The sequence below is a fragment of the Mycetohabitans rhizoxinica HKI 454 genome (assembly GCF_000198775.1).
Lineage (GTDB): Bacteria > Pseudomonadota > Gammaproteobacteria > Burkholderiales > Burkholderiaceae > Mycetohabitans > Mycetohabitans rhizoxinica.
The window spans coordinates 273,699-297,052 of sequence record NC_014722.1 but is presented as its reverse complement, the minus strand read 5'-3'; the positions used below and the strand labels follow the sequence as shown (position 1 = coordinate 297,052).

Sequence of the window (23,354 nt, the reverse complement as noted above, 5' to 3'; positions counted from 1 at the left end):
CGTTTCGTTTCCTCAGTTTCCAGTTACCGTAATTTCAGCGTGGACAGACCAAATAGGCACAGCATCAGCGTGATGATCCAGAAGCGCACTACCACCTGGGTCTCCTTCCATCCGGACAACTCAAAATGGTGGTGCAACGGTGCCATCTTGAAGATGCGCCGGCCCTCACCATAGCGGCGCTTCGTGTAGCGGAACCACGTGACTTGCAACATCACCGAGACAGTCTCGGCGACAAACACGCCGCCCATGATGAACAGCACGATTTCCTGCCGCACGATCACCGCGATCGTGCCCAGCGCGCCACCAAGCGCGAGCGCGCCAACATCCCCCATGAATACCCGCGCGGGGTACGTGTTGTACCAAAGGAACGCGAGTCCCGCGCCGCCCATCGCCGAGCAGAAGATCAGTAACTCACCCGCGCCGGGAATATGCGCAAACAGCAGGTACTTCGAATAGACAGCGCTGCCCATCACATACGCGAACACGCCGAGCGCTGCCCCGACCAGCACGACCGGCATGATCACCAGTCCGTCCAGCCCGTCGGTCAAGTTCACCGCGTTACTCGAGCCGACGATCACGAAATAGGTCAACGCAATGAATCCCCAGACGCCGAGCGGATAGCTGATCGCTTTCAGGAACGGCAGGGCCAGATCAGCACGCGCCGGCAAACCGATTGAGAACCCGCTGCGCACCCACGCCATGAACAGATCGAACACACGCGCGTTATTCGCCTCGGATACCGAGAACGCGAGGTACACGGCGGCGAATAACCCGATCACCGATTGCCAGAAGTACTTTTCGCGCGAGGACATGCCGCGCGGGTCCTTGTAGACGACCTTGCGATAATCGTCGACCCAGCCAATCACGCCGAAACCGAAGGTGACCAGCATCACGATCCAGATGAAGCGATTGGTCAGATCGCTCCACAACAGCGTCGACACGGCAATGCCAATCAGGATCAGCACGCCGCCCATCGTCGGCGTGCCGGACTTGATCAAATGCGTCTGCGGTCCGTCCTTGCGCACGGCCTGCCCCATCTTCAGCGCGGTGAGCTTGTGAATCACCGCGGGGCCGCAGATAAGGCCGATCAACAGCGCGGTGATGGTCGCCATCACCGCACGAAACGTCAGATAGTTGATCACGCGCAAATAGCTTGCATCGCTTTGCAGCCATTGCGCCAGCGCCAATAGCATTCGAGGTCCTTTCAATGCGCGCCGGTCCGGGCCGGCGCATCGGTTGCAGTGGGGAGGGTCAAAGCCTGGACCACGCGCTCCATGCGCATGAAACGCGAACCCTTGACCAAGATCGTCGCGCCGGCGGCGCGCTCCGATGCGACGGCGTCCTGGCGGAGCAGCGCGCAAATGAGTGCCTCGGCTGAATCGAAATGATGGGCATGCGGGCCGAACGCGGTGCACGCATCGCGACTCGCGTCACCGAGCGCGTACAGTGCATCGAGCCCGCGTTCGCGCGCATAGGCGCCGACTTCGCGATGAAACGCGGGGCCGTTGTCGCCAACCTCTCCCATGTCGCCCATCACCAACACGCGCGGCGCCTGACGCATGGTCAATACGTCGATCGCCGCGCGCATCGAATCCGGATTGGCATTATAGGTATCGTCGATCACCGTCGCGCCGGCCCATGGCATCGCTTGGGCGAGCTTGGCCTGCAACCGTCCATTGACCGGCTCGAAGGTCTCGAGCCCGCGCCGTATCGCGTCCAGTCCGACGCCGGCGGCAAGCGCGGCCGCGGTGGCGGCGAGCGCATTGCGCGCATTGTGCTCGCCGGGCGCGCGCAACGATACCTCAAGTGCGCCGGCGCGCGTCTCGATCCGCAATGCGCCGGTGTCCGTGGTCGTGCCCTGGACCGCCGCATCGCTATTGGCCCCGGGCCGGCGCAGCGCGAAGTCCACGATCCGGTTGTCGGTGGCCGCCACCCGCCAGATGCCAGCATACGGATCGTCGGCGGGAAACACCGCCGTGCCGTCCGGCGGCAGCGCATGGATCACACTCGCATGCTCCAGCGCCACGGCCTCGACTGTCGCCATAAATTCCTGATGCTCGCGCTGGGCATTGTTCACCAGCGCAATGGTGGGTCCGGCAATCCGGGCTAGCTGTTGCGTTTCGCCAGGACGGTTCATGCCAAGCTCGACGACCGCGAGCCGATGCTGTGGCGCGAGCTGCAACAACGTGAGCGGCATGCCGATGACGTTGTTTAAGTTGCCCTGCGTCGAGAGCCGCTGCGCGTGACCGACGGCGGCGGCAAAGATCGACGCGATCATTTCCTTGACCGTGGTCTTGCCGTTACTACCGGTCACCGCGACCAGCGGCAACGCAAACCTGCGACGCCAGCCAGCCGCGAGCGCGCCAAGCGCGGCCCGCGTGTCGGCCACGCGGATCGCCGGCACACGCCAGTCACCGGGGCTGCGCGACACCAATACAGCAGCCACGCCGCGCCGCGCGAGATCCGGCAGGAAATCGTGCGCGTCGAAACGCTCGCCCTTGAGCGCGACGAACAGGCTTGCCGGCCCGCAACTGCGACTGTCGGTCGAGACTTGATCGAAAGCGACCGTATCGTCGCCCAAAACCGTGGCACCGTCGATCAATGCAGCCGCCTCGCGCAGCGTCAACATCGTCATTCAGCTTCTCCGCGAGGTTGCGTGACGCGCGATGCGAGCGCGAGGTGTGCATGATCCTGATCCGAAAACGGCCGCTTCTTACCCATCACTTCCTGTGTTGCCTCATGTCCCTTGCCGGCGATCAGCACGACGTCGGCGGCCGACGCACCACGCACCGCCTGCAGGATCGCGCCAGCGCGATCCTCGATGGTGCGCACGCGTGCCGGCTCACGCATCGCACTGACGATTTGGCCGATGATTGCCAGCGGCGGCTCGCTACGCGGGTTGTCACTCGTCACGATGACGCTGTCGGCGAGCCGCTCGGCAATCGCCCCCATCAGCGGCCGCTTGGTCGCATCGCGCTCGCCCCCACAGCCGAACACACAGACGAGCTTGCCGCCCCGCTGCGTGGCGATCGGCCGCAGTGCGTCGAGCGTTTTTTCCAATGCGTCCGGCGTATGCGCGTAATCGACAACCACCAGCGGCTCGTCCACTTGCGGCCGCCCGCCGAGCTGCTGCATCCGACCGTTGACCGGTTCCAGCCGCGTGATCTGAGACAGCGCCGCATCGAATGGCACGTCGGCGGCCAGTAGCACGCCGAGGACGGCGAGCAAATTGGCGACATTGAACAGGCCGAGCGTGCCCACTTCGAGCTCGGCGTGCCCCCAGTCGGATACCACCGTGAAGGCGGTGCCGGTGGCGGTCGCGCGGATCGCCATCGCATGCAGCGAAGCGTCGCCGCGCGGCCTAGTCGACGCGATACCGTACGAAATCGTGCGCACCCGCGTGGCCAGATGCCCGATCAGCCTGCGCCCGGCCTCGTCGTCGCGATTGATGACTGCCGCGCGCAAGCCCGGCCAGTCGAACAGCCGCGCTTTGGCGGCCTCGTACGACGCGAGGTCCTTGTGATAGTCGAGATGGTCCTGCGTCAGGTTAGTGAACACCGCGATGTCGAACGCGACGCCATTCACGCGCCCCTGGTGCAGTGCGTGCGAGGACACCTCCATCGATACCGCGCTTGCGCCGTGCGCACGCAGCGCCGCCAGGCTGTGGTGCACCTGCGGCGCGTCGGGGGTCGTGAACCCGGTGGGCGAAAGCTGCCCCGGCAGTCCGGTGCCCAACGTGCCGATGATCGCGCAACGGGTGCCACTGCCGCTCAACGCGCCCGCGACCCAGTGGCTGGTGGTGGTCTTGCCATTGGTGCCCGTGATGCCGACCATCAGCATGTCGCGACTCGGCTCGCCATACCACGCACTAGCAATGTGGCCCGCAAGCTGATCGAGTTCAGGGACCTGGAGCACCGGTCCGCCGCCCGGGAACTCACCGCCGGCCTGGACCAGCACGGCTGCCGCGCCACGCTGCAACGCATCGGCGATATACGCACGACTGTCTGCGCTGTCCACCGCATACGCGACGAACGCGTCGCCAGCGCACACCGCGCGGCTGTCCACCCGCAATTGCGCATGCGGCGCAAGCCGAGCGCGCAGCCACGCGAGCACCTCGGCCCGCACGCGCTCGATTTGTTCGGGCGTCAGTGGCGAGCGACTCATCGCACGGTCCTCTGCGTCGCGCTCACATTGATGATGGACTTAGCGTCGTCGCTGACCACGAGCTGCTTGACCGGCATGTCGGGCGGCACATTCAGCGAGCGCAGCGTGTCGCCGGCAATCGCCGAGAAGACCGGACCGGAGACCTGTCCGCCGAAGTGACTGCCCGCTGTCGGCTCATCGACCGACACTGCCACCACGATGCGCGGATTCGGCATCGGCGCCATGCCGACGAACGACGCCCGATACTTACCGCGATCGTAGCCGCGTCCCACGTGCTTATATGCGGTGCCGCTCTTGCCGCCGACGCGGTAGCCCGGCACCGCCGCGTCGGGCGATGTACCGCCCGGCTGCGTGACGGATTCCAGCATCGCGCGAACCTGCCGCGCCGTGGTGGCCGAGAACACCTGCGTGCCTTGCGGCTCATCGCCGTTGTTGCCCCTGATCAGCGTGAGCGGAATGATGCGGCCATCATGCGCGATCGCGGTATAGGCCCGACCAAGCTGGAACAGCGACGCGGACAAGCCGTAGCCATACGACATCGTCGCCTGCTCGATGCGACGCCAGCTCTTCCAAGGGCGCAACCGTCCAGCCGCCGCACCAGGGAAGCCGACCTTCGGCGCCTGGCCTAGTCCGATGCTCGTATACATATTCCACATTTCCTCGGGCCGCAACTGCATCGCAATCTTTGTCGCGCCGATGTTGCTGGACTTCTGAATAACGCCGCCAACGGTCAACACGCCAAAGCCGGCGTCGTCTGTGATCGTCGCGCCATCCAATGTGAAGCGGCCCCCGCCGGTATCGACCAACGTCGTGGGCAACACGCGGTGCAGATCCAGCGCGAGCGATACGGTAAACGGCTTCATAATCGAGCCAGGCTCAAACACGTCGGTCAGCACACGATTGCGCAACTGCTCGCCGGTCAGGTGCGAACGGTTATTCGGGTTGTACGTCGGATAGTTGACCAGCGCGAGCACCTCGCCCGTCTTCACGTCGATGACGATTGCCGCGCCAGCCTTCGCTTTGAACCGGTCGACCGCCGCCTTCAGGTTAGCGTACGCGATGTACTGGATCTTGCTGTCCAGCGACAACGCAATGTCCTGCCCATCGCGCGGCTTGACCCACTCGTCGACATCCTCGACGATGTGCCCGATCCGGTCCTTGATCACGCGGCGGCTGCCCGGCACGCCGGCCAACGCCTTCTGGTCCGCCAGCTCGATGCCTTCCTGCCCCTCGTCCTCGACGTTGGTGAAGCCGATCATGTGCGCGGTGATCTCGCCTTCCGGATAAAAACGCTTGTATTCAGGACGCGCGTAGATGCCGGGGATGTCCAGTGCGGCCACTTTCTGCGCGACATCCAGCGGCACTTGCCGCTTCACGTAGACGAACGTCTTGTCCTGCGACAACTTTGCGCGCAGCGCCTTCTCACCCATCGATAACAGCTTCGAGAGCTCCGCCAGCTTGCCGGCACCCAGATCGTTGGGCACCGATTCGGGAATGGCCCAAATCGCGCGCACTGGCAAGCTGGTGGCCAACACCAGCCCGTTGCGATCTAGAATCTTGCCGCGCGTGGCCGGCAACTCAATGGTGCGCTGGTAGCGGCTTTCGCCCTGCTTTTGATAAAACGCGTTGCCCGGTCCCTGGATCCAGAATGCACGCGCCGCCAGTGCGACGAACGCGACGAACAGCAAAAACACGATGAGCTTGGAGCGCCACATCGGCAAGTGCACCGACAGCACCGGGCTCGATGAGAACGGTACATGACGACGGTGATGAGTTGAGCGCTTCATCGGGCCGCTCCCGCCGTAGTGCCCGGCGACGCGGAGCCAGATGCGCCGGCCCCCGCGTCGCTGGCCGGCGGCGTATCGGCCGGCACGCTCGCCGGGTCAACGCTCAGATACTGGGTACGCCCCGGCACCACCGGCTGCATTTTCAGGTCGGCAGTGGCCATACGCTCGATGCGCGAGGTCTTCGACAATGCGCCTTGCTGGTATTGCAACTGCGCATAGTCCAACTGTAGCTGATGCTCTTGCGACTGAGCGCGCTGAAGATCGATGAACACCTCGCGCTGCCGGTTCGTCGCATTGACGACCGACAGCGCGCAGCCCAACACAACGAGGAGCAGGAAAATGTTGAGCCGGCTCATGCAAGCACCCGCTCGGCGATGCGCATCACGGCGGAACGGGCACGCGGGTTGGCCGCCACTTCCGCTTCGCCAGCAAAGACACGCCCAAGAATGCGCAACGGCGGACTGGGCAAGTCCGCCGCGCGAATCGGCAGGCGCCGGTCTACGGCCGGCGCGCGCGCGTGCGATTGAAAAAATCGCTTGACGATGCGGTCTTCTAGCGAATGAAAGCTGATGACCACCAACCGGCCTCCCTGCTCCAACGACTCCAATGCAGTTTCAAGAACTACCGGCAACTCCGCAAGCTCTTGATTGATGTGAATCCGTATAGCTTGAAAGGTGCGAGTGGCCGGGTCCTGGCCCTTCTCGCGGGTCTTGACGGCGCGAGCCACGATCTCGGCAAGCTCGCGTGTGCGCACGATAGGCCCAAGACGCCCGGATTCTGCCCGGCGAGCAACAATCGCCTTTGCAATCTGAACAGCAAACCGTTCTTCCCCATAATCCCGTATCACCTCTATCAATTCCCGCTCGTCCACATGCGCGAGCCATTGTGCGGCGGACTCGCCGCGCGTCGGATCCATGCGCATATCCAGTGGGCCATCGTGGCGAAAGCTGAAACCTCGCGCCGGATCGTCGATTTGCGGCGACGACACGCCCAGATCCAGCAATACGCCCGATACGCGCACACCGCCACGCGCAGCCAGCACGTCGCGCAGTTGCGCGAAGCTGCCATGCACAACATTCAGCCGTGGATCGGCGATCCCGCGCGCCACCTCGATCGCCTGTGGGTCTTTGTCGAACGCAATTAATCGGGCGGCAGGCGCAAGCCGCGCGAGCACCGCGCGACTATGACCGCCCCGGCCAAATGTGCCATCGACATAGATTCCATCGGCGCGCGTAATCAGCGCATCGACCGCTTCGTCCAGCAGCACCGTGCGATGCTGTCCCGGCTTTTCCATCGCGGATGCCATTCGATGCTCCGCAATCAGAAAGTAAAGTTTTTCAGTGCGTCGGGCATGCCTTGCGCCATCGCGGCCTGCTCCTTCGCGGCATACGTTTGCGCATCCCACAATTCGAAGTGGCTGCCCATGCCGAGCAACATCACTTCACGCTCCAGGTTTGCAGCGGTGCGCAATTCGGGCGAGACGAGCACCCGGCCCGCCGAATCCATCTCGACGTCCGACGCATTACCGAGGAAGATCCGTCGCCACCAGTGCGCATCCATCGGCAACGCGGCAATCTTGTTACGGAACGCCTCCCACTCGGGCTGTGGAAACAGCAACAGGCAGCCGTCCGGGTGCTTGGTGATGGTTACCCGGCCCTGCGCCTGTCCTAACAGCACTTGCCGATAACGCGAGGGCACCGACATCCGGCCCTTCGCATCCAGCGTTAGCGCCGACGCCCCCTGAAACACGTGCCATCTCCCTGTCACCGGCATGCGCCGCGCATGCCCTCCGAACCCACATCATCGCCCTAGCCGTGTGGATAGCACACAAAAATACACTTTTTCACACTGGCCCCCACTTTAGAGGAACGCCCGGCAGGGGTCAAGGGCGCAACTGCGGTTGTTCACGCGAATTCATTTGATAGAACAAAGACTTAGCGCGCCCCGTTAAAGCGGGTTCCAATAAGGATTTTTCAACCAAATGAAGGGATTGTCTGCGCTTTTAAAAGTAATATGTGAGGATTCGGCAATTTTTTCGCTGCACTGCGGGATTCGCGGGTCGGCAGAGGGTCATTTTTGCGACACGATAGCGGCGCCACGCCGGGTCGGGCGAGTTGACCCGGTAGCCCGCAGCGCCGACGCGATCGGATCGCCGGCAGTCGCACCGTGTCAACCCGATCGGCATTGGAGAGGCGACGCCTGCGGCTGGTCCCACGCCTAGCAGACCGAGGTAGCGCTTGCGATGGTGCTAGATATAGTACGCAGTACGGGTCATCACGCGCGCGGCCATGCGCATCAGTGCGGTCACCGGGGCGGCAAGCTCCACGCCGCCGGCGTCCGACGCGGCGCGCGCATGCGCCATCTCATCCGTGCGCATCTGCATGACAATCGCGCGTGACGCGTGGTCGCCCGCCGGCAGCCGGTCCAGATGGCCATCCAGATGCTGCTCAACCTGGCGCTCCGTTTCAGCCATGAAGCCAAGACTGACGCGATCGCCAAACCGGCCGGCGACAAAGCCGATGGCAAGCGAGCCAGCGTACCACAGCGGATTGAGCAAGCTCGGCCGCGAGTCCAGTTCGCGCAACCGATGCGCGGTCCACGCCAAGTGGTCCTCCTCCTCGCGCGCAGCCCGCTCGAACGCTTGCTTCAGCCGCTCGGAGCGGGTTGCCAGCTTCTGCGCCTGATACAGCGCCTGCGCGCACACTTCGCCCACATGGTTCACCCGCATCAGCGCCGCCGCATGACTTTGCTCGGCCACCGTCATTTCACTGTCGTCGGCCACTACATCGGGCTGCGGCACCGGCCGACTCATTCTGGCTACCCCTGTGATTGAGCGCAAGCCACGGTCAAACTCCCCGATCAACTCGTCGAGCAACATTTCAATACTCCTTTATCCATACGTCACCACCACTGGACGCGATACCCGGCACCACTTGCACGCACCGACACCCGGCAACCGTCGTGCAACGGTTTGCGCGGGCATGCCTTAACCGATTTCGCCATCGCATCAATGCCCACAAGTCATTGACGTAGAGTCATTTTTTTATGACATGGCTGATCAGCGATGGCTTTTGGCCGGCTGTTGCGTAAAAGTGACAAAGGATGTGTAAAACCCGGACAAAACTGGGCTTTTCCTTGGTCGATACGGACCCTTTTGCTACATTAGGGTCCAACTTCTCGTGAAGTTACAAAGCAAGGAAATTATCACACTGACTTTGCCTATAAGTCAGACAATCTCTGGAGATCATTTCGATGAAAAAGTCGCTTCTCGCTCTCGCGGCATTGGGCGCTTTCTCAGGTGTTGCCCATGCGCAAAGCAGCGTGACTCTGTACGGTATCATTGACGAAGGCGTGAATTACACGAGCAACAGCGGCGGCCACACGCTGTGGAACCTGTCCAGCGGTGTGATGCAAGGCAGCCGTTGGGGCCTGCGTGGCACCGAAGACCTGGGCGGTGGCTTGACGGCGATCTTCACGTTGGAAAACGGTTTTGACGTCAACACCGGCAAGTCTGGCCAAGGCGGCCTCGAGTTCGGCCGTCAAGCGTTCGTCGGCTTGTCGTCGAGCGGCTTCGGTACGGTCACGCTGGGTCGTCAATACGACTCCGTGGTCGACTACGTCGGCCCGCTGGAAGCCGGTGACCAATGGGGTGGCTACATCGCCGCTCACCCGGGCGACCTGGACAATTTTAACAACGCCTATCGCATCAACAACTCGATCAAGTACACGAGCCCAAACTTCGCGGGCTTGACTTTCGGCGGCTTGTACAGCTTGGGCGGCGTGGCTGGCGACTTCTCACGCAACCAAGCGTTCTCGCTGGGCGCCGGCTACACGAACGGCCCGTTGGTGCTGGGCGTCGGCTACTTGAACGTGCGTAACCCGAACGTCAGCTTCTTTGGCAACAGCACGTCGGGCACGATCAACGCTGGCGTATCGAACGTAACTTCGTCGGTCTACGGCGGCTACGGCTCGGCCCACACGTACCAAGTGATCGGTGCGGGCGGCGCGTACACGTTCGGTCCGGCAACGGTCGGTATTACGTACTCGAACACGAAGTTCTACAACTTGGGCAGCACGTACGCATCGGCTTTCGCCGGCAGCACTGCGACGTTCAACAACGCCGAAATCAACTTCAAGTATCAGTTGACCCCCGCGTTGGTGCTCGGCGCAGCGTATGACTTCACGAAGGGCAGCTCGGTTAACGGCCAGTCCGGTGCGAAGTACCATCAAGGCGCGCTGGGCGCGGACTACTTCCTGTCCAAGCGTACTGACGTGTACCTGATCGGTGTCTACCAGCACGCGTCGGGCAATACGGTGTCGACTTCGTCGAGCGGCGTGGATTCGGTTGTTGCAGCCACCGCCAACATCAGTGGCCTGTCACCGTCGACGACGAACAACCAAGCCACGGTTCGCGTCGGCATCCGCCATAAATTCTAATAACACACTTTGCAACAGTTGTAGCCTTTAAAAAGGCGCCTTCGGGCGCCTTTTTTAATGCGCTGCCACGCTGATATCACGGCAGGTTCGACGTAGCAACTAGCTCAGCGTCCCGGCGAGATCAACGTCAGGGCAAGCTCGATGTTGAGGCGCGTCGCGCAGCTCGCGCCGCAGGATCTTGCCGACGTTCGTCTTCGGCAGTTCAGCCCTAAACTCGACCGCTTTCGGACGCTTATAGCCAGCCAGGCGCGCCCTACAAAACTCGATAACAGCCTGCTCGGTGAGCGCCGGGTCTTTCTTCACGATGAACAGCTTCACCGCCTCGCCGGAATGCGGATTGGCCACGCCCACCGCGGCGACCTCATAGACACCCGGCATCTTCGCGACCACGTCCTCGACCTCGTTCGGATAAACATTGAAGCCCGACACCAGGATCATGTCCTTCTTGCGGTCGACGATTTTCACGTAACCACATTCATCGATCACGCCGACGTCGCCGGACTTGAAGAAACCATCCGCCGTCGTCGCGTTGGCCGTCTCATCTGGGCGGTTCCAGTAACCGGCCATGACCTGCGGGCCGCGAATGCAGATCTCGCCGGGCTGCCCCAGCGGCAACTCGTTACCCTCGTCATCGCGGATCGACACTTCGGTGGACGGCAACGGCAAGCCGATCGTGCCTGTATACTCGGTGCAGGTCGCCGGGTTGCACGTCACGCACGGTGACGTCTCGGACAAACCATAGCCTTCGATGATCGGCACGCCGGTCATTTCGTACCACCGCTTCGCCACCGCCTCCTGCACGGCCATCCCCCCGGCGTTAGCCACCACCAGTTTCGAAAAGTCTAGCTTGCCGAAGTCGGGATGATTGAGCAGCGCGTTGTACAGCGTATTGACCGCGGGGAACATACTGACCGCGTACCCCTTCAGTTGCTTGATCGTACCGGTAATATCGCGCGGGTTTGGAATTAATACCCCGAGCCCGCCAGTACGAATCGTCAGCAGTGCGCAAACGGTCAACGCATAGATGTGATACAACGGAAGCGCGATCACCGTAGTAAATTGCGTGAATTCTGCATGCGCGCTACGCGCCGGATTGAGCCAAACTTCCGATTGCAGTACGTTCGCAACGATGTTCCGGTGCAGCAGCATCGCCCCCTTCGCAATACCCGTCGTACCTCCGGTGTATTGCAGGAAGGCAACATCATCCGGTCCTTGCCGCACGGGGCGGAACGTGCTTCGCTTGCCCTGCGCGAGCGCATCGTTAAAGCGCACCGAGCCCGGCAGCGACCAGGCCGGCACCCTCTTTTTCACGTGCCGCACGACCCAATTGACCAGGCAGCCCTTCACGCCCATCAAGTCGCCCAACGCGGCCACGATAACGTGCTTGACGTCGGTGTTCGACACGACCGCCTGCAGCGTCGTTGCAAAATTCTCGAGTAGGATGATTGCCTGTGCGCCACTGTCGCGTAACTGGTGTTCAAGCTCGCGCGGCGTGTATAGCGGATTGACGTTGACCATGACATATCCGGCCCGCAATACGGCCGCGATCGCAACGGGATACTGCAGCACGTTCGGCATCATCACTGCGACGCGAGCGCCCTTGACCAGACCCTTGCATTGCAAATAGGCGGCCAATGCCCGCGACAGCCGATCCAGTTCTCCATAGGTCAACACCTGCCCCATGCAGGCAAACGCCGGCCGCTCAGCAAATTTGACGAAGCTCTCCTCGAGCAGTAGCGTCACCGACGCATAGATCGACGGATCGATATCCGCTGGCACGCCGGCGGGATATGATTTAAGCCAGATGCGTTCCATGCGGCACCTCCTCCGATTGATTTCGAATGATCGTGCTAAGAATGGCATGCTAGCCGCAACGGCGTCCCCGGACAATCGCTTTAGACGACCTCTTCAATTAGAGTTTTTTAGGCGACGAACCGCGTGGCAAGGTGCGTTGCATAGTCTGCTTAAACGTGCGAATGCCTCTACTGAAGCATTCGCGCTGGGTTTATGCCGTTTCAAATGACCGGGTGCCTATACACGAATATTGCCTTACATCCGGTTCTGCAGCGTCATTGCCGCATTGCAAAATCGCAGACGGCTAAGGCGGACCTATCACCATTGAAAGCCTCCCGATACAGCGGCGCCAAAATAACCGCGACCGTTCGCGTTTGCGGCCAGCTTGAAAACCCAACGATTATTCGGTGTGATGTGCGATATGCCAAGCGCAGCGCCATACTGGCCGCGGTACGTCGCACCCGCAAACGTCGCCAGACTCTTTCCGGGCAACGTCGGTTGTGGCAATCCCGCCACTGCCATTGCCGCTGCAATGCCTGCTGACGCGTCGCGATCGACACGCGCGACGGCTTCGTCCAACTGAGCTTTGTTGACTGCATCGGTCGGTGCAGTGCCGCGTGCGACATGCGTGATCTTGCGCTCGTGGCCAGGCGTGCCGACCGATATGTGGGCTTCGTCCACGCTAATACCAAGTTGCTCGTTCATGACCGACGGCAGCTCTGCCGCGATCGCCTTGCGCAGCCACCCATGACGCATGTCTTGCTCGGGAGCGGCGTCACGTGGCGTAGCGGCCGCCATACTTGGACCGGGCCGTGTCAAGGACGTCATTTCTGTCGGCTCAGAGTTTTGTTCTTGATCGGTTTGCCCTCTACTCGGAACATTTGAGGAACTGCTAGCAACCGGTTCGGGGATGTTCTCACCTGCTTGAGCCGGCTTTTCCTTACCCGTCTTCGACATTAAATCGGCTTGACCGACCGAAAGCGGATCTACACCGGCATTCCCTTCCAAGTTGTCGGCATTCCTTTGGTCAGCATACGCAGCCAAAGCATTCGTACCATCCGATTTCTCCGGATTCGTGAGTGCGGCCCGTGCCGGCGACGTTTGTTCAGTCGGACGCGGGCGTCCATCGCCGTCCAGGATAGCCGTTGTTAGTGTCATCACAGCCGATTTCATGCCGCTTGGCTTTTGCTCCACGGCAGAAGGCAGGTCAGAGTTGAGGGACCGATTCGCGCCTGCACTCTCGGTCGGTGGCAACGGCAGTGTGCGCTCGCGCTCGTCTGCCATCATGCTATTGATAGTGCTCGTAGTTGACGCGCTACCTCGGCGCGATGCCGAGTGTGCCGCCGACATGGTAGCGCTCGCATTGTAGCCGGTGGCCCATTCCTGTTGAACCGACGCTTCACTCACCTGCAAAGCCGGCGCTTCGTTCACTTGCGCAACCTTCATCTCCTTAGACGGGGCTGGGCCGCTTTGCCAGATACCATGCTCCAAGCCTGCCGCATCCAAGCCGCCCAATCCGAGTCGGTCTTCACTGCTGGATCGCACCCGCTTAGCCACCTGAGGCTGCGACAACACTGCCGATTTGGATCTTCCCCTGTTGCCCGGCGCAGCGTCTAGCACCTTGTCAGCCACTGTCGTCTGCTGCAAGGTAGGGGAGGCTTCCAGTGTCTGGGGCGGGAGCTGATTGCTGCTCTCGCCAGCGGACTGTGTTGACCTACCGTCGATACTGGTGCCAGCATCGCTCGCAGTCGATGCGCTACCTCGGCGCGATGCCGGGTGTTCCACCGATATGGTGGCGCTTGCATCGTAGCCGGTGGCCCATTCCTGTTGAGCCGACGTTTCACTCACCTGCGAAGCCGGCGCTTCGCTCACCTGCGCAACCTTCATCTCCTTAGATGGGGCTGGGCCGCTTTGCCAGATACCATGCTCCAAGCCTGCCGCATCCAAGCCGCCCGATCTGAGTCGGTCTTCACTGCTGGATCGCACCCGCTTAGCCACCTGAGGCTGCAACAACATTGCCGATTTGGATCTTCCCCTGTTGCCCGGCGCAGCGTCTAGCACTTTGTCAGCCACTGTCGTCTGCTGCAAGGTAGGGGACGCGTTGGCCTCCAGTGTCTGGGCCAAGAGCTGATTGCTGCTCTCGCCAGCAGACTGTGTTGACCTACCGTCGATACTGGTGCCAGCATCGCTCGCAGTCGATGCGCTACCTCGGCGCGATGCCGGGTGTTCCACCGATATGGTGGCGCTTGCATCGTAGCCGGTGGCCCATTCCCGTTGAGCCGACGCTTCACTCACCTGCGAAGCCGGCGCTTCGCTCACTTGCGTCACCTTCATCTCTTTAGATGGGGCCGGGCCGCTTTGCCAGATACCATGCTCCAAGCCTGCCGCATCCAAGCCGCCCGGTCTGAGTCGGTCTTCACTGCTGGATCGCACCCGCTTAGCCACCTGAGGCTGCGACAACACTGCCGATTTGGATCTTCCCCTGTTGCCCGGCGCAGCGTCTAGCACCTTGTCAGCCACTGTCGTCTGCTGCAAAGTAGGGGACGCGTTGGCCCCCAGTGTCTGGATCGGGAGCTGATTGCTACTCTCGCCAGCAGACTGTGTTGACCTACCGTCGATACTGGTGCCGGCATCGCTCGTAGTCGATGCGCTACTTCGGCGCGATGCCGAGTGTGTCGCCGAGATTCTGGCGCTCGCATTATGACCGGTTTGCCGCTCCTGTTGGACCGGCGGTTTACTCGGCTCACCCGCCTGCGCAACCTTCATCTCCGTTGACGGGGCTGAGTCACTTTGCCATTCGTCGTCGTACTTATCCACATCATACGGTTTCACACCATCAGATTCAGTCAACGTCCCCTGTTCTTTGCTTCTTGAGTTCGACGGGATGACCATAGCCGTGTCAGTCCTTGTCCCATTCTCGGGGATGGACCCACTGGTTCCCAGGATCGACGTGTGCGTATTGCCACCTGCGTCACGCAATACAACAGCCTCGCTACCCACCACGTTGCTATCTATGCCAGAGTCAGCAGTCGGCGTGGTAGCGGTCACACTTGTAACGGTCTGTCCTGGTGGGATAGGCAGCAAGATGGGAAATGTGGTTTCGGGAGGAACGGCGACAGTACTTTCGTATGTCAATGCCGCACCGGTCGGCGGTACATTGGAAAACACAGACTGAGGCCAAGCCGGTTCGGGCGACCTAATCTGTTGTAAGCCATCCCAATCCCCGTCACCGCCATCGGGCGAGGGCGAAAGAACGAACAGCGGCGTATCAACTTGCAAACGGCGTTGTTCCAGCCCTGGCGATAATACTGGTAGCGACTGAGACCTCTGGCGCGTCCGGTTAGCTCCCTTGCCAGGTACCAGCGCAATGCCGCTGTCGGTAGTAGCCTTTCCCGTAATGTCACCGAACTGTGGTTGTTTAAGCGATGGGCGCAATCTCCCCGTGTCAATTTGATCAGCGGTGCCCTTCTGCGAATCGCCGGACTTCCCACTGCCTTTTTGGGGAGCTATGACAAATAGTGATTCATCGGCCTGTCGGATTCTTTTCGAAAAACGGTCTGCCTCGCTTGGCGAAGACTCACTTGGCAAAAATATTGGGACCGAATGGGACCGCTCGCGCATCCGTTTTTTTCTTTGTACACCAACCTCCATTGGTGTTTCAGGCGTCACGTCCAGTTGCTGTTTCCACTTCCCTTTTGAAACCAGCGTATTTTCCGTATCGGACACGGGCGTGGACGGCTTCACATCTAATCGCGATTCCCGCACCTTGGGCTGCCTCGAACCCTGATCGTGTGATGCGGTTTCGTCTATCAGCATATCGTGCGTATTGGTCGGCGGCACACCAGAAACCGCAGACTGAGCCCAGGCCGGCTCGTGCAACCTAATCTGTTGCAAGCTATTCCAATCCCCGTCACCGCCATCGGGCGAGGGCGAAAGAATGAACAGCGGCGTATCAACTTGCAAACGGCGTTGTTCCTGCTCTGGCGATAATGCTGATAGCGACCGAGATCTCTGGCGTATCCGGTTAGCTCCTTGCACGCTAGGTAACGACGCAATACTGCCGTCGGTATAGCCTTTTCCCGTAACCGGTGGGTGCAATCTCCCCGTGTCGATTTGATTAGCCGTGTCCTTCTGCGAGTCGCCGGACTCCCCCCTGTCTTTTTGGGGAGCTATGACAAATAGTGATTCATCGGCCTGTCGGATTCTTTTCGAAAAACGGTCTACCTCGCTTGGTGAAGACTCACTTGGCAAAAATATTGGGACCGAATGGGACCGCTCGCGCATCCGTTTTTCTCTTCGTACGCCAACCTCCGTTGGTTTTCCATCCGTCACGTCCGGACGCTGTTTCCGCTTCGGAGCCAGCTTATCTTGCATATCGGACGGTTTCACATCCCAACGCGATGTTTCCCGCACCTTAGACGGGATCGCCCCCTTACCATGCGGCGCGCCTTCATCTACCGACATATCATCTTGCATACCGGGCGGCTTTACATCCCAGCGCGAGGCTCTCCGCGCCTTAAGCTCGCTCGACCCCTTATCATGCGGCGCGACTTTGTCTATCCGCGTATCTTGCTTATCGGACGGCTTCACATCCCAACGCGATGTTTCCCGCACCTTAGACGGGATCGTCCCCTTACCATGCGGCGCGCCTTCGTCTACCGACATATCATCTTGCATATCGGGCGGCTTCACATCCCAGCGCGAGGCTCTCCGCGCCTTAGGCTCGCTCGACCCCTTATCATGCGGCGCGCCTTCGTCTACCGACATATCATCTTGCATACCGGGCGGCTTCACATCCCAACGCGAGGCTCTCCGTGCCTTAGGCTCGCTCGACCCCTTACCATGCGGCGCGCCTTCGTCTACCGACATATCATCTTGCATACCGGGCGGCTTCACATCCCAGCGCGTTTTTCGCCCCTTGGGCTGGCTCGGCCCCTTATCATGCGGCGCGACTTTGTCTATCCGCTTATCTTGCTTATCGGACGGCTTCACATCCCAACGCGATGTTTCCCGCACCTTAGACGGGATCGCCCCCTTACCATGCGGCATGCTTTCGCCTACCGACATATCATCTTGCATACCGGGCGGCTTTACATCCCAGCGCGAGGCTCTCCGCGCCTTAAGCTCGCTCGACCCCTTACCATGCGGCGCGCCTTCGTCTACCGACATATCATCTTGCATATCGGGCGGCTTTACATCCCAGCGCGAGGCTCTCCGCGCCTTAGGCTCGCTCGACCCCTTATCATGCGGCGCGCCTTCGTCTACCGACATATCATCTTGCATACCGGGCGGCTTCACATCCCAACGCGAGGCTCTCCGCGCCTTAGGCTCGCTCGACCCCTTACCATGCGGCGCGCCTTCGTCTACCGACATATCATCTTGCATACCGGGCGGCTTCACATCCCAGCGCGAGGCTCTCCGCGCCTTAGGCTCGCTCGACCCCTTACCATGCGGCGCGCCTTCGTCTACCGACATATCATCTTGCATATCGGGCGGCTTCACATCCCAGCGCGAGGCTCTCCGCGCCTTAGGCTCGCTCGACCCCTTATCATGCGGCGCGCCTTCGTCTACCGACATATCATCTTGCATACCGGGCGGCTTCACATCCCAACGCGAGGCTCTCCGCGCCTTAGGCTCGCTCGACCCCTTATCATGCGGCGCGCCTTCGTCTACCGACATATCATCTTGCATACCGGGCGGCTTCACATCCCAACGCGTTTTCCGCCCTTTGGGCTGGCTCGAACCTTCATTGTGCGAGGCGACTTCGCCCATCAGCGTATCTTGCGTACCGGACTCGACTGTGGCTGACCTCGCGACGTCGGAAATCAGCAATGCGGTAACAACTCCGAGCGCACACAACGTCCTTGATAAAGCGAACCTGAGGTAATTGGAGCGATGAGCGAACGGAGCGCCATAAACTATTACTGGCGTTGCATCAGAAATCCGCATTTAAAGTCTCTTGTTATTAGCCAAGTGCTAGTCGGATGGGGTGAACATGAACAGTACGCGTAGACCCGTTCCTATGCAATCAGACGCGAAGCTTGATGCGGAATTCAAAAGGAGTACGTCGGCTCGCCAATATGCTGTTTAAGAGGTTTAGTGTCATAGCGGCATCAAAGGACGCCTCCAATAACGTAACCCTTAACTATTCACAATTTGTTCAAAGGCGGCCCGCACTTCACCGGTTGAGCAGCAGTCAGTTTGACGGTGGAACCGCAGCGCCATGTGCTCACATCTCATGGCCACAGCGTTCCCTGCCGCGCAATACCATTGCAAATTTTCGATAGAGCGATGCAGCGATAACACCGTTCGGGCCTTGTTGCGACTTTTCACGGCCGGTATGGCCGGCGAGGCGGATGACGGGATCAACTCCCACGCTGGCGTTCATGGCCGCACGTTTAACGATTGGGGAGTCGGGCCATTTTTTATACGCCACGCGGCGTCGCGCGCACGCGTGGACAACATGATGCCATCGGCGGATCACGTAGAATGGAGTGGTCCGTTGCGCGTTGCTCGTCCGCGCGACGCCGTTCATGTGCCGAGGCTTCGATCATGACTGTCATTGTGGAAATTGACGCGGCGCAACGTCAGATCCAAGCGCTGCGACGACACATCCATGCACATCCCGAATTACGCTACGAGGAGACACAGACCGCCGAGTTGATTGCCCAGACCCTAGCCAGTTGGGGTATCGAGGTTCACCGCGGTTTAGGCAAGACCGGCGTTGTCGGAGTGTTGCGCAACGGCTCCAATCCCCGCTCGATCGGTCTGCGTGCCGATATGGACGCGTTGCCGATACAGGAATTAAACACCTTTGGCCATCGATCTCAGCATCCCGGCAAGATGCATGCGTGTGGCCACGATGGACATGTCGCCATGTTACTGGGTGCAGCACAGTATTTGGCGACGCACCGGGACTTCGACGGAACCGTGGTCTTCATCTTTCAGCCAGCCGAAGAAGGTGGCGCCGGCGCGCGAGCAATGATTGAAGAGGGCTTGTTCGAGCAATTCCCCGTTCAGGCCGTGTTCGGCTTGCACAACTGGCCCGGTATGCGTGCGTGCACGTTTGGCGTGCGTCCGGGACCGATCATGGCATCGAGTAACGAATTCCGCATCCACATCAAAGGCATCGGCGCCCATGCTGCAATGCCACATAACGGTGCCGACCCAATCTTTGCCGGCGTCCAAATGATCAACGCGCTGCAAGGGGTGATCACCCGAAACAAGAGACCGTTGGACGCCGCGGTGCTGTCCGTCACGCAGTTTCACGCCGGCGATGCAATGAACGTCATCCCGGCCGACGCGGAAATTGCCGGCACGGTCCGCACGTTTAGGACCGAGGTCACCGACTTGGTCGAAGACCGAATGCGCGACGTGATCCAAGCGACCGCATCCGCCCACCGCTGCGAAGCACGGTTCGAGTTCGCGCGCAATTATCCCCCAACTGTCAATAGCACGGATGAGGCACGGTTCGCGGCGGATGTAATGCGCTCCATTGTCGGGGACGACGACGTGGACGACGATGTGGAGCCGACGATGGGTTCCGAGGATTTCTCGTTTATGCTGCAAGCCAAGCCAGGCTGCTATGCGTTTCTCGGCAATGGCAGTGGTGCGCATCGGGCCGCGGGGCACGGCTTAGGCCCCTGCGAGTTGCATAACGCCAGCTACGACTTTAATGACGCATTGCTGGGGGTAAGCGCACCCTATTGGGTCAAGCTTGCCCAAGCGTGGTTGCGCTCGAGCGCGTGCCAGTCAAACAGCCTCATGCCGGGTTGACGGCGATTGGCCGCCAGGCATGTTTCGGGGGGTGAGGTTCAAAGGGACATTGCCGCGCGCGTGCGCGAGTGGGGGGAGCCGACGTGCTGAGGACAGGGCACAAGGGAAGGCCCCAAAGCATCACGCCCGCTTCGGGTCGAAGCGGGCGTGGGAGGGGAAAGGGGGAGCCTGACGATTACCTACTTTCACACGGGCAATCCGCACTATCATCGGCGTGGAGTCGTTTCACGGTCCTGTTCGGGATGGGCAGGGGTGGGACCGACTCGCTATGGTCATCAGGCAAAAGGGGGTGCTGTCGCGCACGGGGCGCGCCAGCCAATCTGGAATAGGAAGCAATGGGTAGGAGTGGGGGGTGGCACAACGGTAAAACGGACCAGTTATAGGATCAAGCCTTACGGGCAATTAGTATCGGTTAGCTTAACGCATTACTGCGCTTCCACACCCGACCTATCAACGTCCTGGTCTTGAACGACCCTTCAAGGGGATCGAGTCCCCGGGGAAGTCTCATCTTGAGGCGAGTTTCCCGCTTAGATGCTTTCAGCGGTTATCTCTTCCGAACATAGCTACCCGGCGATGCCACTGGCGTGACAACCGGTACACCAGAGGTTCGTCCACTCCGGTCCTCTCGTACTAGGAGCAGGCCCCCTCAAACTTCCAACGCCCACGGCAGATAGGGACCAAACTGTCTCACGACGTTTTAAACCCAGCTCACGTACCTCTTTAAATGGCGAACAGCCATACCCTTGGGACCGGCTACAGCCCCAGGATGAGATGAGCCGACATCGAGGTGCCAAACACCGCCGTCGATATGAACTCTTGGGCGGTATCAGCCTGTTATCCCCAGAGTACCTTTTATCCGTTGAGCGATGGCCCTTCCATACAGAACCACCGGATCACTATGACCTGCTTTCGCACCTGCTCGACTTGTCGGTCTCGCAGTTAAGCACGCTTATGCCATTGCACTATCAGCACGATTTCCGACCGTACCTAGCGTACCTTCGTACTCCTCCGTTACGCTTTGGGAGGAGACCGCCCCAGTCAAACTGCCTACCATGCACGGTCCCCGAGCCCGATTCAGGGCACTAGGTTAGAACCTCAAACAAACCAGGGTGGTATTTCAAGGACGGCTCCACGCAAACTAGCGTTCGCGCTTCAAAGCCTCCCACCTATCCTACACAGATCGGTTCAAAGTCCAATGCAAAGCTACAGTAAAGGTTCATGGGGTCTTTCCGTCTAGCCGCGGGTAGATTGCATCATCACAAACACTTCAACTTCGCTGAGTCTCGGGAGGAGACAGTGTGGCCATCGTTACGCCATTCGTGCAGGTCGGAACTTACCCGACAAGGAATTTCGCTACCTTAGGACCGTTATAGTTACGGCCGCCGTTTACCGGGACTTCAATCAAGAGCTTGCACCCCATCATTTAATCTTCCGGCACCGGGCAGGCGTCACACCCTATACGTCCACTTTCGTGTTTGCAGAGTGCTGTGTTTTTATTAAACAGTCGCAGCCACCAGTTCATTGCAACCCCTTCACCCTCCTGGCGCAGGCCAGTCAAGCTAACAGGGCGTACCTTATCCCGAAGTTAACGGTACCAATTTGCCGAGTTCCTTCTCCCGAGTTCTCTCAAGCGCCTTAGAATACTCATCTCGCCCACCTGTGTCGGTTTGCGGTACGGTCTCGTTAGACTGAAGCTTAGAGGCTTTTCTTGGGACCCCTTCCGATTGCTTCGCAGCACTAGGCCGCTCGCCCCACACCCTTGAATTGCGCGCCCGGATTTGCCAAAGCGCCTTCTCCAATGCAGGGACCGGGATTTCCGACACCCGGACAACCTTCCGCGATCCGTCCCCCCATCGCATCTAACGACGGTGCAGGAATATTAACCTGCTTCCCATCAGCTACGCATTTCTGCCTCGCCTTAGGGGCCGACTCACCCTACGCCGATGAACGTTGCGTAGGAAACCTTGGGCTTACGGCGAGGGGGCCTTTCACCCCCTTTATCGCTACTCATGTCAGCATTCGCACTTCCGATACCTCCAGCACACTTCTCAATGCACCTTCACAGGCTTACGGAACGCTCTCCTACCATGCGCACTTAACGCGCGCATCCGCAGCTTCGGTAACTGGCTTAGCCCCGTTACATCTTCCGCGCAGGACGACTCGATCAGTGAGCTATTACGCTTTCTTTAAAGGGTGGCTGCTTCTAAGCCAACCTCCTGACTGTTTTAGCCTTCCCACTTCGTTTCCCACTTAGCCAATTTTAGGGACCTTAGCTGGCGGTCTGGGTTGTTTCCCTCTTGACGTCGGACGTTAGCACCCGGCGTCTGTCTCCCGTGATTGCACTCTTCGGTATTCGGAGTTTGCTATGGCGAGGTAATCCGCAATGGACCCCTCAACCATGACAGTGCTCTACCCCCGAAGGTGATACACGAGGCACTACCTAAATAGTTTTCGGAGAGAACCAGCTATTTCCAAGTTTGTTTAGCCTTTCACCCCTATCCACAGCTCATCCCCTAACTTTTCAACGTTAGTGGGTTCGGTCCTCCAGTACGTGTTACCGCACCTTCAACCTGGCCATGGATAGATCACTTGGTTTCGGGTCTACGCCCAGCAACTGATCGCCCTATTCGGACTCGCTTTCGCTACGCCTGCCCTATCCGGTTAAGCTTGCTACTGAACGTAAGTCGCTGACCCATTATACAAAAGGTACGCCGTCACCCCTTGCGAGGCTCCGACTGTTTGTATGCATGCGGTTTCAGGATCTATTTCACTCCCCTCCCGGGGTTCTTTTCGCCTTTCCCTCACGGTACTGGTTCACTATCGGTCGATCACGAGTATTTAGCCTTGGAGGATGGTCCCCCCATCTTCAGACAGGATTTCACGTGTCCCGCCCTACTTGTCGTACCCCTAGTTCCACACCACGGCTTTCGCCTACAGGGCTATCACCTGCTACGGCCGCCCTTTCCAGAGCGTTCGGCTAGCCGCGATGCTAAATTGTACAGGCTCATCCCATTTCGCTCGCCACTACTTTGGGAATCTCGGTTGATTTCTCTTCCTGCGGCTACTTAGATGTTTCAGTTCGCCGCGTTCGCTTCGCGTGACCTATGGATTCAGTCACCGATGACCCATACGGGCCGGGTTGCCCCATTCGGACATCTGCGGATCAAAGCTCGTTTGCCAGCTCCCCGCAGCTTTTCGCAGGCTACCGCGTCCTTCTTCGCCTGTGATCGCCAAGGCATCCACCACATGCACTTGTTCGCTTGACCCTATAACAAGTCCGTCTCGCAACGCACCCGCTATAGGCTGAGTTTTCGCGTTGTGCCGTMTCTYCCAAGCGTCTTCTCAGATCACTCAAAACAATACTTACAATCACTACCCGTCTATCGGATGCGCCCA

Annotated in this window: 13 protein-coding genes and 2 rRNA genes; 2 read left to right on the top strand and 13 right to left on the bottom strand. The window is 60.0% G+C overall.

All coding sequences use genetic code 11. The annotated features are described in order from the left end of the window. Positions 1 to 23: 23 nt before the first annotated feature. The 8 genes from mraY to coq7 form a co-directional block, all read right to left on the bottom strand. Complete coding sequence (gene mraY / locus RBRH_RS01275; protein ID WP_041752985.1) at positions 24 to 1,193, bottom strand: phospho-N-acetylmuramoyl-pentapeptide-transferase; 1,170 nt, start codon at positions 1,191 to 1,193, stop codon at positions 24 to 26. A gap of 11 nt (positions 1,194 to 1,204) precedes the next feature. Beyond that, positions 1,205 to 2,635, bottom strand: coding sequence for a UDP-N-acetylmuramoyl-tripeptide--D-alanyl-D-alanine ligase (locus RBRH_RS01270; protein ID WP_013434071.1), 1,431 nt, complete (start codon positions 2,633 to 2,635; stop codon positions 1,205 to 1,207). After that, the gene (locus RBRH_RS01265) at positions 2,632 to 4,164 is read right to left on the bottom strand and encodes a UDP-N-acetylmuramoyl-L-alanyl-D-glutamate--2,6-diaminopimelate ligase (protein ID WP_013434070.1); all 1,533 of its coding nucleotides are present in this window, start codon (positions 4,162 to 4,164) and stop codon (positions 2,632 to 2,634) included. The genes RBRH_RS01270 and RBRH_RS01265 overlap by 4 nt, the downstream gene beginning before the upstream one ends. Continuing rightward, positions 4,161 to 5,951 (bottom strand): peptidoglycan D,D-transpeptidase FtsI family protein, encoded by a 1,791-nt coding sequence (locus RBRH_RS01260; RefSeq protein ID WP_013434069.1) that lies wholly within the window; start codon positions 5,949 to 5,951, stop codon positions 4,161 to 4,163. Before RBRH_RS01260 ends, RBRH_RS01265 begins: the two co-directional genes overlap by 4 nt. Next, a complete protein-coding gene (gene ftsL, locus RBRH_RS01255) occupies positions 5,948 to 6,307 on the bottom strand; it encodes a cell division protein FtsL (RefSeq protein WP_013434068.1) in 360 nt (119 codons plus the stop codon). The genes RBRH_RS01260 and ftsL overlap by 4 nt, the downstream gene beginning before the upstream one ends. Further along, positions 6,304 to 7,257 (bottom strand): 16S rRNA (cytosine(1402)-N(4))-methyltransferase RsmH, encoded by a 954-nt coding sequence (rsmH, locus tag RBRH_RS01250; protein ID WP_013434067.1) that lies wholly within the window; start codon positions 7,255 to 7,257, stop codon positions 6,304 to 6,306. Before rsmH ends, ftsL begins: the two co-directional genes overlap by 4 nt. A 14-nt stretch (positions 7,258 to 7,271) precedes the next feature. Continuing rightward, on the bottom strand, positions 7,272 to 7,700 hold the full coding sequence (gene mraZ / locus RBRH_RS01245) for a division/cell wall cluster transcriptional repressor MraZ (RefSeq protein ID WP_041753994.1): 429 nt from the start codon (positions 7,698 to 7,700) through the stop codon (positions 7,272 to 7,274). A gap of 499 nt (positions 7,701 to 8,199) precedes the next feature. Continuing rightward, complete coding sequence (coq7, locus tag RBRH_RS01240) at positions 8,200 to 8,829, bottom strand: 2-polyprenyl-3-methyl-6-methoxy-1,4-benzoquinone monooxygenase (RefSeq protein ID WP_013434065.1); 630 nt, start codon at positions 8,827 to 8,829, stop codon at positions 8,200 to 8,202. Between the two features lie 374 nt (positions 8,830 to 9,203). On the opposite strand from coq7, the gene RBRH_RS01235 reads away from it, so the two are divergent. Beyond that, positions 9,204 to 10,388, top strand: a complete 1,185-nt coding sequence (locus RBRH_RS01235; RefSeq protein ID WP_013434064.1) for a porin — start codon at positions 9,204 to 9,206, stop codon at positions 10,386 to 10,388. A gap of 99 nt (positions 10,389 to 10,487) precedes the next feature. Here the strand turns inward: RBRH_RS01235 and RBRH_RS01230 are convergent, their stop codons facing one another. The 3 genes from RBRH_RS01230 to RBRH_RS20020 all read right to left on the bottom strand — a co-directional run bounded on the left by RBRH_RS01230 (position 10,488) and on the right by RBRH_RS20020 (position 18,570). Then, complete coding sequence (locus RBRH_RS01230) at positions 10,488 to 12,203, bottom strand: long-chain fatty acid--CoA ligase (protein ID WP_049786331.1); 1,716 nt, start codon at positions 12,201 to 12,203, stop codon at positions 10,488 to 10,490. 297 nt (positions 12,204 to 12,500) lie between these two features. Further along, a complete protein-coding gene (locus RBRH_RS01225) occupies positions 12,501 to 17,465 on the bottom strand; it encodes a YadA family autotransporter adhesin (RefSeq protein ID WP_157864312.1) in 4,965 nt (1,654 codons plus the stop codon). Positions 17,466 to 18,411: 946 nt separating this feature from the next. Then, positions 18,412 to 18,570, bottom strand: coding sequence for a hypothetical protein (locus RBRH_RS20020; RefSeq protein ID WP_157864311.1), 159 nt, complete (start codon positions 18,568 to 18,570; stop codon positions 18,412 to 18,414). 164 nt (positions 18,571 to 18,734) lie between these two features. Here RBRH_RS20020 and RBRH_RS01215 point away from each other — a divergent pair, with 164 nt between their 5' ends. Then, entirely contained in the window at positions 18,735 to 19,958 is a 1,224-nt protein-coding gene (locus tag RBRH_RS01215; protein ID WP_049786330.1) for a M20 aminoacylase family protein, read from the top strand. Positions 19,959 to 20,124: 166 nt separating this feature from the next. Here the strand turns inward: RBRH_RS01215 and rrf are convergent. Next, a 5S ribosomal RNA gene (gene rrf, locus RBRH_RS01210) occupies positions 20,125 to 20,238 on the bottom strand. A gap of 101 nt (positions 20,239 to 20,339) precedes the next feature. Beyond that, positions 20,340 to 23,224 (bottom strand): 23S ribosomal RNA (locus tag RBRH_RS01205). Between the last annotated feature and the right edge of the window lie 130 nt (positions 23,225 to 23,354).

Bases quoted from the DNA above. Each gene is read 5' to 3' on its own strand.
- RBRH_RS01270 (WP_013434071.1), bottom strand. From the start codon at position 2,635: ATGACGATGTTGACGCTGCGCGAGGCGGCTGCATTGATCGACGGTGCC.
- RBRH_RS01225 (WP_157864312.1), bottom strand. From the start codon at position 17,465: ATGCAAGATGATATGTCGGTAGACGAAGGCGCGCCGCATGATAAGGGG.
- mraY (WP_041752985.1), bottom strand. From the start codon at position 1,193: ATGCTATTGGCGCTGGCGCAATGGCTGCAAAGCGATGCAAGCTATTTG.
- ftsL (WP_013434068.1), bottom strand. From the start codon at position 6,307: ATGAGCCGGCTCAACATTTTCCTGCTCCTCGTTGTGTTGGGCTGCGCG.
- RBRH_RS01265 (WP_013434070.1), bottom strand. From the start codon at position 4,164: ATGAGTCGCTCGCCACTGACGCCCGAACAAATCGAGCGCGTGCGGGCC.
- RBRH_RS20020 (WP_157864311.1), bottom strand. From the start codon at position 18,570: ATGAACGCCAGCGTGGGAGTTGATCCCGTCATCCGCCTCGCCGGCCAT.
- RBRH_RS01215 (WP_049786330.1), top strand. From the start codon at position 18,735: ATGACTGTCATTGTGGAAATTGACGCGGCGCAACGTCAGATCCAAGCG.
- RBRH_RS01235 (WP_013434064.1), top strand. From the start codon at position 9,204: ATGAAAAAGTCGCTTCTCGCTCTCGCGGCATTGGGCGCTTTCTCAGGT.
- RBRH_RS01260 (WP_013434069.1), bottom strand. From the start codon at position 5,951: ATGAAGCGCTCAACTCATCACCGTCGTCATGTACCGTTCTCATCGAGC.
- rsmH (WP_013434067.1), bottom strand. From the start codon at position 7,257: ATGGCATCCGCGATGGAAAAGCCGGGACAGCATCGCACGGTGCTGCTG.
- RBRH_RS01230 (WP_049786331.1), bottom strand. From the start codon at position 12,203: ATGGAACGCATCTGGCTTAAATCATATCCCGCCGGCGTGCCAGCGGAT.
- coq7 (WP_013434065.1), bottom strand. From the start codon at position 8,829: ATGTTGCTCGACGAGTTGATCGGGGAGTTTGACCGTGGCTTGCGCTCA.